Here is an 11,781-nt window from a genome sequence, read left to right on the forward strand (position 1 = left end):
TCGTTTTTACCACAAAAAAGAGGTGGTCAATTTAAACCGAATTTACATGGTCACTTTAAACCGAATCTAGGTGGTCAATTAAACCGAACTTTGCACCATCAATAGTTTTCTGTTTCACTCCGTTTTTTAGAACATCAAAAGCGTTTTCATCTCTCTTATTTTTGACCATTTTGTATCCGCTTCTCTCGAGTAAAGTTTCCAGTTGGTTAAGAGAACTGATCTTGTATTTCAATAATTTGTTTAATTTTTCATCCTCATTGAGTCCGTATATTTTTTCCATCACTTGAGCCAACGCTTTTTGTGATTTTAGCTTTTCATAGCTATCATTAATCTTCTTCCCGGTTGTTTTGTCTACTCTTGTAGTAACCAGATGCACATGGTTATTATCGGTATCATTATGAAAAACTACTGTAAATGGCTGTTTTCCGTAACCTATTTCATCCATGAAATTCTCTGCAATCTTCACCAACTCCTCTTTCGAATGTTCCTCAAACTTTGTCGAGATCATCGCATGAAACTGAGGTTTTAATACTTTTTTATTTCCAACTGAAATCGCTCTCAAATAATCTCTGACTTACTCTTTCTTACTGGACTCATTAATGAATGATGGGAAATTTTTCATCAGCATTAATTCTCCTTTTCCTTTATCAATTTTCTTATCGTTGTAATTGACTCCGGGAAAACTCGAACCCGCCGCAGCCATAACCTTAACAATCATTTTGCAAGCAAAGAGTAAATTTTTTCAAACATTTCATTTTGCTGTTTTTTAAGAATTGCTATTTCTTATAACTTTTCTGAAAATTTCTTTAATTCTATTTCACTTATAAATTTTTGTCCATTCACGATTTTTGCAACCTGATTAATGTTGATTTCAATTTTTGCAAATAGGTTATCCTGCTTTTCAATGAACACTATTATTTTTCTTCTTTCGTCGTCCAGAATTCTACCTTCTACTGAATTGATGATTAAGCTCGTCAGAGAAATATTTCTTTTCGCACAGTGTTTTTGCCAATCTTCTTTTTTAGAATTCTGAATTCGTAGAATTATCAGTTTTTCTTTCACCATCTTATTTTTAAATATTCCCGAATATTCTTCTGAATAATAAGACCAATAATATTTTTAATTTAAGGTAAATAGGGTTTGGTCCAATTGGAGTACCCTTGAATTTCTCCGTAGGTATAGTAGGTCTTAGATATTGCTTCTAAAGAACTTTTCGGAATTTGTATCGCAAAATTTTCAAGTAGTGCGGGAAAAAATTGGGTAGTTGAAGAACAAGATTTTTTCGATAGCCTATCACCCGTGATTCGTGGTGGAATAATTTCATCATAATCATTCTCATCATGCGGTTTTCCTACCACGTCTAATGTAGCCTCTGGAGTTTGGGTATTGATACCAACTTGTCCCTCAACGGATATTGCTATTAGCAATACTAAAAAATAAATCAATTTTCTCATCTGTATTTTGATTAAAAACTTCGAGACAAAATTGAGGGTTAAAACCGTCTAAAACAATAGCAACCAAAGCGTTTGGGCTAATTAAGAACAATCTGGATTCATCTGGATTTTGAAAAGATTAAAAAGGAATACATTGGGTTAATTTGGAATATTGCTTTAAAAACTCTAATAAAATAGAAAAACGAGTCCCGAAGTTTTTTCCCCTTTTTGCAAAAAAAGCAAGATCGTCTTTGGATATAAAACTTGCGAAAGTTTGTATATACAAAGACACATCTTGCTATCAAAACCACCCCATTTTAGGAGAGTTCTAAAAATAGATGTTTATTACTGTAAAGTGTTTGATTATCAATAAATAAAGAGCAATTGATTATGAAAAGAGAAAAGAATTTCTGCTGGTATTATTTTACGCAGGTGGATGCTTTATCTCTATTCAATTTACGCAGGTGTTATATGTATTTTACCCAGGTTTCGGAAATGACCTGTAATTATTTTGCGCCGGTTGCTGAATCTTTTTTACGCAGGGGCCTGAAAAATCTGTTATTATTTTATGCAGGTTTTCGAAGTTACATTGTAATATTCTAAGCAGGCCAATGTTTTATAATTATACAGATTTTAGTAGAGCCTTGAATAAATTTGGATAGGTAATTTAAATTCGCTTTACAACTTTCTAATCAGATCCCCTAGCAAAAATGTGATGATCATTTAATAATCTGCATCAAAATTTTGCGAAAAACTATAAATCAAAGCTATCCAATACATCTTTCGATTTTTCACAATAATTGTTGCAACTACAAAATATTTTTTTCTAAATCACTAAGCCGGATTACTTCTCATATTGGGAAATTTTCTGAACATAAATTTGTATCAAATAGAAACAATGAGATCAAAAACTGAAAATTATTCTATCGATGAATTTTACATTTATCCTGAAAAGCAGATGAAACAATTAACTTTTAGAATAAATTAGCAAAATTTCTTTAACCAGAAAAATAAATTATTTCAGATCTAGCGAATTACTACATCAGGTTTTTTCTTTTTATTCTTCTATGTAGTTAATTCCAAGACACTTTTAGATCCCTAAATTCTATATTTGATTTGATACTTTCAAATAAGTTCCTTTCAGGTTGAGATTTTGTTTGAAATCTTAAGAGCTTTATAAATAAAGGCTCATTTTGTATGTCTTTAAATGAGAAATTAAGTTTAATAGGAACATTTAATACTAAATCTGGATATGGTCTACTAGACTTAAAATAATCCATATTGTACTCGTTTCCCTCAATATCAATAACAGAGATATCTTCAATTGTCATTTTTTTATTTTCATCCTTTTCTTCGACAAGAAAAGAAATTGTTAAGCTCTTATCACTTTTATTACCAACGACTTTAGTTATTTTGAATGAGGAATTTTCTTTTTCTATTTCCAGAATTGGTTTATTTATATCCAATACTTTTCTTAAATATTCATTTTCAGAAGTCAAAGCTTTATTCGAAGACTGAAGAGTTTCATTTTCTTTTTTGAGAGGTTCACAGTTGGATTGTCCGTATCCCAATGTGACAATTAAGATTAGAATTAATAGAAGTGATTTTTTCATTCGTTTGCTTAAAAATTATTTGCATATTTTTTCAATGTTCAATACCTAATGATTATTAAACGTAAAAATAATAAAAAATTTAAGATTTGGTTTGCATGGAAGATCCAACATTCATTTAGTATTTTACAAAATATTTAATTATTAGAAATCAATTTCTCTGCTATGGTCTGTAATTGAATTTGATTTTGTTGTATATAATTTAAACCTGCCTGAATCAATGCCTTAATATTTTTTTCAGAAGCATCATCCATGTCAGAAGACGCTGACATTAAGCCAAGATTAATTCTATAATAATGGCTTCTATTTCTGGTTCCTAAGGTATTAAACATTTGTTGACATTGATAATCAACAGTTTCAACGTTTGCTGATAATAAAATATCTATTAGGGGTGTGATCCATCCGATTTTTCCTGCATTTTTCATCTTTGCAAAAGAATAGGGTTTAATAACATCACCAGTTCCAACTGAGACAATAATCATTTCGTTGGCAGAAGGGTAATCTGGTTTACTATCGTCATTCAATATTTTTGAAAAATTAATTTTCCGTGCCTCCGCATATGCACATAAAGCCGGATTATTTGCATAAACGCCGCCATCAATCAAATCATATTCGTTACCATAAAAAGATTTGATTTTAGCCGGTTCAAAAATAAGTAGGTGCAGCTGCTGTTGCTCTGCAGATGTCTCGCACAAGAAAATTTCCAATTGGTTCGTTCCCATCTAACGTGTTAAATAATTTTGCCCGGCGATTATAAATATCGTAAGATGTGATTAAACTTGGTTTAATAAGTTCTTTAAGTTCAAGATCTCCGAAAAAATCTAATAATTGCTTTTCAAAAGAATCAATGGATATTTCCTCATTTAATAATCCGAAAGGATTTATTAGCTTTTTCCAAGTTGAAACTTTAAAAATATCACCTCCCTTTTCTGCGTAAAGTTTTAATGCGGTATCAATTGAATATTTCGCTTTTTTAGAATTTTTTTTATCGGGAACTAATAGTACACAAGCAATTAATCCACCTGTGCTGGTACCCGATACTAAATCAAAATAATCACCTAATTTAGCGTCTGGATGTTTTTGTTGTATTAACTCTTCAATATATTTTAAAATAACGCAGGTAATAATACCTCGAATACCACCACCATCAAGACTTAATATTCTTATTTTTTTTTGATTTTTTCTTTTTTCCTCCATGCTAACTAAAAATGTAAATAAAATCGTTAATTCATAAAGATATTTATTTTCTAATCGTAATTAATTTTTGATTCGAATAAATTTAACAATTTATATTTTTCAAAAACAAAGAGTGTGTCGTCAATATAGTAATAATAATCACTTTCATAATTTTGATTTAAATAAAGGTCATTCATTTTTTCTTTGTATTCTTCGCTTTCGTCTTGTAAACCTTCTAAAGCTTTATCGTTTTCTAATACTGACACTATTACATCTGCTTAAATTACAACTTGCAAAATATTGTAATCATCTTCATTTAATTCATTTGTTGCTCTACAACTATTAAGTATGGAAAAAACAAAGAAGCTAATTATTAAAAATTTTATTATTTTAAATTTCATTTTCTCTTAAAATTTTTTAATCGTTCTATTAGTGGTTTTAATTCGCTGTCTTCAAATGGTTTTGGATCAAAGTCTGGTGGAGCAGCAAAAGTGCTCCATAAAGTCATTAAATTTTCGCCATCTTTGAAAGCCGAAAAATTTCCTTTTGTAATTTGTGTTGCTAATCCTTTGAGATCTTTTGTTCCATATATAAAAGAAAGATAATTATAACCTTGCAAAAATTTTATGCATGCATCACTGCTTTCCAATGCTCTTTTTATAGGCGGACTGCTTATGAAATTTGCCGAAATTGGTGCAAATAGGGCAATCCCGCCTTCTACAATTTTATACCATTTTGCTCCTATTTGTACTAACTCTATCAATTTTATATATGGGACAATAATGCCTATAATTTCTACAAATTTATTAATGACATCCAAAATTGTAATCTCATCGGAGATTCCTTTATGAAATGCTTTTAAAGCAAAGGCGGGCATCGGTATTATCCTGCCTTGCGCCAATCCTAATTCTTCGTTCTCGAACCAAATATAAACTTTCAACATTTCATCATAAGGATATTCTTTAAAAAGACCCAAAACACTAAAAGGATTGGGGTTAGAATCTGTAAAATTTAATATAGTTCCATCTCCAACCTCAAAATGGATATCTTTCAGAAACATTGTAGTATCTTTCAATTCAAATAGAATTTGGTCCCATATACTGAACCGAATGTACTACGCTTTCATTTCCCTTATAGGAATAGTATGTGATTCCGGTATTGTAATAAGATAATCTTCTAATCGTTTTTCTCCTCGTTCTCTTAGTTTTTATTTTATCTCATCTTAATTAGAAGCAATACAAATTTGAGATTTCCTTGATTATGAAACTTTCCATCTATTTTTTTAAAAAGTTTTAAAATTACAAATCAATTTCTGCTTCCCCAATTTTAAAGGGAATTAAGTAGCTATTATATAGCATCCAGCCATCCCCATCTTTTTTATAAAAACGAATCACACGATCAAGACCATTTAATATAATAATTATAGCAGCCTTATTTCCATCATAAATTATCCTCGATAACTTTGCTTCCCCTAAATATCTCTCTGATTTTCTTAATGGTGAATTTTCGTCAATACGGATTAAATGCTTTTTTGTTTTGATTTTTGAAAAATCAATTTTAAGAGGAATACTATTTTTTGTATTTCCATCAAAATCATTTTCGTTAAATAATTTTTCTAAATAAAAATTATTTTTAAAAACAAAAAGAGAATCTTCTAAACAATAATAATAATCACTCTCATAGTTTTGATTGTTATACAAATCACTTAATTTCTGTTGGTATTGGCGCGTACCAGAATTTAAATTTTGCATTGCCAAATCTTTTTCTAATAAAGAAGAATCATCTACCAAAATTATTTTTTGAATAATTAATTCCATTATTTTATAATCATTTTCAGTTAAAAAATTTTTATTTGATCTGCAACCCAATAAAAAAAAAATGGAAATATAGATTACTATGTGTGTTGAATTTTTCATATTATATTATTTTACTCTATTGATTTCTTGTTGAAGCTTTTGCATCCTTTTAGATATTATTTCTGATTCTGTGCTATTAATTGCATCATATATTGCTTTATTCACCTCATAATAATCATCCCATAATGTCATTAGATTTTCGCCATCTGATAATGCCAATTTATTCCCATTTTTTATATTAGATATAAGTTCTGGAATACCTTTGTTTATTATATCTTTATTGCTATACATAAAACTGATATAATTATACGCCCGAAGAAATATAGCACCTGTTGGAGTAGCTTTCAATTTTTCGTCTAAAAATGAACTTATATATTGCCCAGTGAAAGCATTTCCTAAACTAATAGAAGTTCCTGCCACTTCACCAAACAAATAAACTCCCTCAGATAAAAGATATGTTAATTTTAAAAAAGGTAATATAATGCCCATAGTTTCAGTAAATTTTTTGATAACATCTGTTATTGTAACATCTTCTGATATACCTTCGCTAAATCCTTTTAAAGCAAATGCTGGAATTGGAATTATTCTGCCATCCGCTAGACCAAAATCTTTATGTTCATTTACTATAAATATGTTAATCATTTCCTCATAAGGAAAATCTTTATATAAATATGAAAAAGGGCTTTCTCCTTGAATAATATACAATCCTGCCCAATAATCAATAGTCGTTATATGTATATGGTCGTTCAATAATTCCACAATTGGTTGTGGTCCATATTGATAAATTCCATCTTTTTTTATTTTTCTTATAGGAATTGTATAATGTGCAGGAATTACAGTAATATAATCTTCTAATCCTGTCTGCCCTTCCGTTAATAACACGTAATTATATCTTATTCTCATTAAAATTATAACAAATCTGAGATTTCCCTGATTGTCGAATTTTTCATCTAACCTCCTGAAAAGATCTGCATTGTTTCCAAAAACATCATTATAAAACAAAGAAGCATCATCATCAGATATATTCTCTAATAGTTTTAATATAAAATCCTGTTCACTAAGCCCATCAAAATCTAATATTCCCCAATATTCTTGATATGCAATCTTTTTTATTAATGCTTTTCTATTTGTATAGGATAATGCGTGTACAAAAATTTCAGGATGATATTTTTGTAAAAAATCAAAAGTCCCGCCACTTCCCAATGCTACACTTACTGCTGATTGAAATTTGTTATTCCATCCATCTAAGCTTAATGTCAGAAAATTATCAAAATCTGTAAAGTCTATTCCTGTTCCGCTTTCATCTTTAATCATAATTAACAATGAATAGGGATAAAATGCATAGGAATGGTTACTTTCAAAAAAATCCTTGGTTCCATATTTTGCAGATATTTTAGTTTTGAAGCCAGCATCCAGTTTTCTATAGTATTCCGAATAAAATATACAGCATTTTCTTTCTATTCCAAGGTGATCATATTTAAAAATTAAATCAGGAAGTAGAGCTCCATAAGTTCCTATTTTTAGATTGAATTCCAAGCTGGGCGTTTTACTTAGATCCGTAAGTGTTACTTCACCTGAATTGGAAAAATTATACATCTCATAGCAAAATTGTAATTTTTCCACAAAAAAATTAAAATGTTCGGGACTCATTATTTTTTCATCCACAATTCTCAAATCCCTTGGAATAGGTCCTGAAAATTTCATTGTAAAATATTGTTTCCTGTTTGTATCTTCGGATTCTGGGTTATAATAAGAAGAAAAGAATTTTATAAATTCTAAAAGAGCTATACTATTGTTGTCCATCTTTTTTCATTTTCTAAAGTTATTGGATACTCATATTCAACAAAACCCGAAGAGGCTAACAAAAAAATCCCTTCGCCGTAGACAAAAACTTTTTCATTCGGAAACAAAATTTGCAGTGTTCCATTTTCGTCCTCATAATTAATTCCCAATGAATATTTAAAATAATATCTGTGCGTTTCATCATCCAGCAAAGGGTTCTGCTCTTCTTCATCCAAATATAATTTTACATTGGATGCACCTGCTGGAATAATCTCCATCAATTTCTCATACTCTTCTTTCAAGATTCCTACGGAAAAATAGGTGGTATCAGTTTCTTCGTTGAGTTTTAGCTTTAATAGTTTAATTGTCTTTGAATTATCTTTTATTTCGTTGTAATAATAACGGTAACTTCTGTCTCCATATAATTTCAACATTAAAAAATTGGCTTCATCATTCGTCGGAACATTAGTAATCATGGAACTTCTTGTCCCGAAAATCAAATCCCTATTATTAGTGAGGTTACTATCTATCGTATCTTCTTTTTTGGCAAGGAATAAAACTTTTTCTTTATACAAGAAATCATCTTCTTCTTGTTTTTTCCCTTTATAAAAAAAGATACTGTTATTAATCACCGACATTGATTGTAATTCAGAAAAAGAATTTAAATTGATAAAGGATTTTTTATTAAAAGAAATACTGGCGAGATTTCCCTCCAAATCCAAAAAAGATTTAACATTAATTAAAGGATAAAGTTCCCTTACAACATTGTGGTGCTTATCTAGAAAATAAGGTTCGGTTGTCAAATAAGGTTCATCTATATTCTCCCCAATGTACAACAGTTTGATAATACCTGATGTTTTATTTATTTTGAAATTTACAGCCTCTAAATAATCTCTTTCTTTATCCGAAATATTTTTCAGCTCTTTTAAAAATAATACATCTTTATTTTCTTCCTGTGGATTTCCAATATCTATATAGAATATTTTATCAAAATAATTTTTATTATGGATCAAACTGACCAGAAGTGTCTCTGAAGTTGAAATATTATATAAAACTTCTACAGGCCAACCTTCTGTCCCAAATTGTTTTTCAACAATATTATCTTCATCAGTTCCGATTTTTATATTATTAAGATTAGAATCTGAAAACTTATAATTTCCATAGAAATTATAGGATCTTTGTCTATTACTTTTTATGTAGAGATAAATGGTATTGGCGGTTTTAAAATTTTTAATGAGATTGTAAATTTCATCGGCAGTTTTCAACGGATCATGTTGGGAACTTACATATACCTTCCCATTTCCATGCGTGTGAAGCCCGTAAAAAGAGGCAATATCTATAAATCGAGTGGCAGATTCTCTGATTAATTTCTTTTCAAAATCAGAATCTATAAGGGTAGGATCGAGCATATATTCCGCAGACCGTACAAATTCCAGATTTAATTTAAAGGGATTAGGATCATTCTCTATTGTAAAATCACCTTCATTCAAAATTATGTCTATGCCTAAAGTTTCCTCTGCGTTACCGAGCAAAGTTCCGGCAGGTACAATGGGCAAATCAAAAGGCTTACTTTCAGTTTCATCATTTTCATCAATAAATTTTGCGATCTTAAAGAAATATTCATCAATAAGATCTTGAGTATTTTGTGGATTAATTTCCGTTGGAAACCCCACAAATCCTGCTTTGAAATCGGGAACAGGTTGCTGGATGAGATTATAAAAATCTTTGAATTCTCTTTGAATATGATTAATGTAGCCTGTCGCATTTTCCGATTCTGGCTTCATAAATTCACCATTGAAAAAATCACTCTTTTTTAATCCCCGATAAATGATATATTTAATTGCAAGTCCGTTGATTGGTTGCCTAAAGGGTTTTAAAACCAAATTAATTTTTTCTACACTCGAAGTATTGGGCTGCAAGAGAATTTGACCAGTACAGATTGAGAAGACCTTTGTATTCCCCGAAAAAGAAATTTTTGAAGTCGTTCGAAAAACAGAATTTTCGCCCGTTCCCACGACACCAAATTTATTTTCAAGAGCTTGGGAAAAAACTTTATCTTTCTCCAAAAAAAAATAAGAATCTGCGTATAATTCAGGTCGAATATTTCTTCCTATGCTGTCGGAGGTTGTTCCTATAGGGTTGGTGGTTGTAACGGGCATATCGATACTTTTTTTAGTTAGCGTGTTTTATTCTTTGCTCAATCATACAATTAATTTTAAAAATCCAAATAATTGTTTTTCACCCATTTTGCATCAATACTTATTTTTGACCAGTCGTTTTCCTGATTGTAAACAAAAACTTCCATTCCTTTAGTGAGATTGCTTAATTTTGGGAATCGGATTCCCGCACCGGATCTTACATTCAGAATATCTGCATTGACCAACGCTCTTTTTACTTCTTTGGTGTACATTGCAGAAACCCATTGTTCAGAATCTGAAGAGATTTTGTACCAATTATTTCTTTCTGCATACACCCTCAACACTGCACCAAATAGCGCAGGTTCACGGTCTTTTACTTTCGACTTAGACGAAGTAGGTCCAGTTCTTATATTTAGTGTATCGGCCGTTACAAAAACATATTTTTTAAGCGTTACTTGTTGAGTGTTATACGATTTAATTTTTTCAATCACTAAAGAAATAAAATTCTTTTTACAGTCTTCTACTTTATTTCCTCCGAAGAAATTGCTTCCAGGACAGGATTTGTTGTTTCCGTTTCCGTTATTTCTTACCCCAGTTGAAAGGTTAAACCAATGGTGATAAACAATTTTATTGGTGTCAGGAATAAGATTGAATTTTTTGCAAAGTGCAGCAGTTACTTCTATAATGGCATTTTTTTGTTCGCTCGTCATTGTATCGGCTCCTTTGTCGAAGTTTCCAATATTTTCTATACAAAAAGCATTGGCATTATTTCCATAGATACATGCTGGAGACTTTTCGAAGCTTCGTCCTGTGACTATCGAACCATCTGGAAAAATGGAAATATGTTGCCCAATATCTGCCCATCCATTCTGGTTGATATGGGTGTTTTTCATTCCTTTCTGTAATTCAAAATGGTTATTCCCAATGAAATGAATATAAGATGGAATATAAGTGTGGTGCTGCTGAATTGTTAGCACCGTACGAGCAATTTTTAAATTTGAAAGATAGGTTTCAAATTCTTTTAAAGTCATTTTTTTAAAGCCATATTTTGTTTCCATAATTTGTAAACTAACAATTTATTTTATATAACTCCCCCTATAATAAAATTTTGCTATTTAATTGAACTAATTTTTGAGAAAAATTCATTCCTAATGTTTTGTTGCGCCGCAGACCTCAATTATCATTTCTTTTAATATTGGTATAAATACATTTTTATTTAATTATGGAATAATCTCACCTGAATCTGCAGGTAAAATGAAGTTCTCCTCCATCTCATCATAGACTCGAATCTCTATCGGTAGATTGTAAAAGAGAGGAGTATCTGATACTGGAACGGGAACGGTTGTTCCATCACCATAATCTAATTTCATATTAAAAATTAAATCAATGTATATATCATTAGTATCATCAGATTCAATAATACTATCAAAGTTGTAATCTGCTCTTAAATTACCAACCGATAAAAATCTCCGTTCAAAAGGAAATAAACCTTCAATGGTTAAATCATTCTCTATTCTGATTTTTTTATCACGTGTAAAATTAATATTAAGATCACCTATAGTATTTGGCTCCAGCAAACTATAATTTACAACATAATCTGGATTATTAAAGTCTACTCCAATATTATCTACTCGTAACAATGCTGAAAAAACCTTATACGTTTTATTCGGAACCTCAGGAATCTCTGAAACAAGAGCCATATTGTCTATAAGATTTGCAAAATTGGATTGTGTTGGGCGTTTCCCTGTTTGAAAATAACTTTTGAGTGTGTCTCTTATTGCCATAA

The 11,781-nt window shown here is 30.3% G+C and carries 14 protein-coding genes; all 14 read right to left on the minus strand.

Annotated elements, in window-relative coordinates; genetic code table 11:
• Positions 1-55: 55 nt before the first annotated feature.
• A complete protein-coding gene (locus ACZ9HT_RS16445; protein WP_476041589.1) occupies positions 56-562 on the minus strand; it encodes a relaxase/mobilization nuclease domain-containing protein in 507 nt (168 codons plus the stop codon).
• A 12-nt stretch (positions 563-574) separates the two neighbouring features.
• On the minus strand, positions 575-718 hold the full coding sequence (locus ACZ9HT_RS16450; RefSeq protein ID WP_476041590.1) for a hypothetical protein: 144 nt from the start codon (positions 716-718) through the stop codon (positions 575-577).
• Between the two features lie 65 nt (positions 719-783).
• Positions 784-1,065, minus strand: coding sequence for a hypothetical protein (locus tag ACZ9HT_RS16455; protein ID WP_476041591.1), 282 nt, complete (start codon positions 1,063-1,065; stop codon positions 784-786).
• 59 nt (positions 1,066-1,124) lie between these two features.
• Positions 1,125-1,427 (minus strand): hypothetical protein, encoded by a 303-nt coding sequence (locus ACZ9HT_RS16460; RefSeq protein ID WP_476041592.1) that lies wholly within the window; start codon positions 1,425-1,427, stop codon positions 1,125-1,127.
• 1,079 nt (positions 1,428-2,506) lie between these two features.
• On the minus strand, positions 2,507-3,046 hold the full coding sequence (locus ACZ9HT_RS16465; protein ID WP_476041593.1) for a transposase: 540 nt from the start codon (positions 3,044-3,046) through the stop codon (positions 2,507-2,509).
• Between the two features lie 134 nt (positions 3,047-3,180).
• Positions 3,181-3,765 (minus strand): patatin-like phospholipase domain-containing protein, encoded by a 585-nt coding sequence (locus ACZ9HT_RS16470; protein ID WP_476041594.1) that lies wholly within the window; start codon positions 3,763-3,765, stop codon positions 3,181-3,183.
• Entirely contained in the window at positions 3,689-4,240 is a 552-nt protein-coding gene (locus ACZ9HT_RS16475; protein WP_476041595.1) for a patatin-like phospholipase family protein, read from the minus strand. The genes ACZ9HT_RS16470 and ACZ9HT_RS16475 overlap by 77 nt, the downstream gene beginning before the upstream one ends.
• Positions 4,241-4,290: 50 nt before the next feature.
• Entirely contained in the window at positions 4,291-4,485 is a 195-nt protein-coding gene (locus ACZ9HT_RS16480; RefSeq protein WP_476041596.1) for a hypothetical protein, read from the minus strand.
• Between the two features lie 131 nt (positions 4,486-4,616).
• The gene (locus ACZ9HT_RS16485; RefSeq protein ID WP_476041597.1) at positions 4,617-5,294 is read right to left on the minus strand and encodes a hypothetical protein; all 678 of its coding nucleotides are present in this window, start codon (positions 5,292-5,294) and stop codon (positions 4,617-4,619) included.
• Between the two features lie 223 nt (positions 5,295-5,517).
• Positions 5,518-6,135 (minus strand): hypothetical protein, encoded by a 618-nt coding sequence (locus ACZ9HT_RS16490; protein WP_476041598.1) that lies wholly within the window; start codon positions 6,133-6,135, stop codon positions 5,518-5,520.
• A 6-nt stretch (positions 6,136-6,141) separates the two neighbouring features.
• Complete coding sequence (locus tag ACZ9HT_RS16495) at positions 6,142-7,878, minus strand: hypothetical protein (RefSeq protein ID WP_476041599.1); 1,737 nt, start codon at positions 7,876-7,878, stop codon at positions 6,142-6,144.
• Positions 7,860-10,016, minus strand: coding sequence for a hypothetical protein (locus ACZ9HT_RS16500; RefSeq protein ID WP_476041600.1), 2,157 nt, complete (start codon positions 10,014-10,016; stop codon positions 7,860-7,862). Before ACZ9HT_RS16500 ends, ACZ9HT_RS16495 begins: the two co-directional genes overlap by 19 nt.
• Positions 10,017-10,072: 56 nt before the next feature.
• On the minus strand, positions 10,073-11,053 hold the full coding sequence (locus ACZ9HT_RS16505) for an SH3 domain-containing protein (RefSeq protein WP_476041601.1): 981 nt from the start codon (positions 11,051-11,053) through the stop codon (positions 10,073-10,075).
• Positions 11,054-11,215: 162 nt separating this feature from the next.
• Positions 11,216-11,779, minus strand: a complete 564-nt coding sequence (locus ACZ9HT_RS16510; RefSeq protein ID WP_476041602.1) for a hypothetical protein — start codon at positions 11,777-11,779, stop codon at positions 11,216-11,218.
• Positions 11,780-11,781 lie beyond the last annotated feature (2 nt).

This window comes from Chryseobacterium sp. UYP7, from assembly GCF_056279225.1.

Coding starts and splice junctions, on each gene's coding strand:
- ACZ9HT_RS16505 (WP_476041601.1), bottom strand. CDS start 11,053: ATGGAAACAAAATATGGCTTTAAAAAAATGACTTTAAAAGAATTTGAA.
- ACZ9HT_RS16490 (WP_476041598.1), bottom strand. CDS start 6,135: ATGAAAAATTCAACACACATAGTAATCTATATTTCCATTTTTTTTTTA.
- ACZ9HT_RS16495 (WP_476041599.1), bottom strand. CDS start 7,878: ATGGACAACAATAGTATAGCTCTTTTAGAATTTATAAAATTCTTTTCT.
- ACZ9HT_RS16500 (WP_476041600.1), bottom strand. CDS start 10,016: ATGCCCGTTACAACCACCAACCCTATAGGAACAACCTCCGACAGCATA.
- ACZ9HT_RS16450 (WP_476041590.1), bottom strand. CDS start 718: ATGATTGTTAAGGTTATGGCTGCGGCGGGTTCGAGTTTTCCCGGAGTC.
- ACZ9HT_RS16470 (WP_476041594.1), bottom strand. CDS start 3,765: ATGGGAACGAACCAATTGGAAATTTTCTTGTGCGAGACATCTGCAGAG.
- ACZ9HT_RS16465 (WP_476041593.1), bottom strand. CDS start 3,046: ATGAAAAAATCACTTCTATTAATTCTAATCTTAATTGTCACATTGGGA.
- ACZ9HT_RS16455 (WP_476041591.1), bottom strand. CDS start 1,065: ATGGTGAAAGAAAAACTGATAATTCTACGAATTCAGAATTCTAAAAAA.
- ACZ9HT_RS16475 (WP_476041595.1), bottom strand. CDS start 4,240: ATGGAGGAAAAAAGAAAAAATCAAAAAAAAATAAGAATATTAAGTCTT.
- ACZ9HT_RS16510 (WP_476041602.1), bottom strand. CDS start 11,779: ATGGCAATAAGAGACACACTCAAAAGTTATTTTCAAACAGGGAAACGC.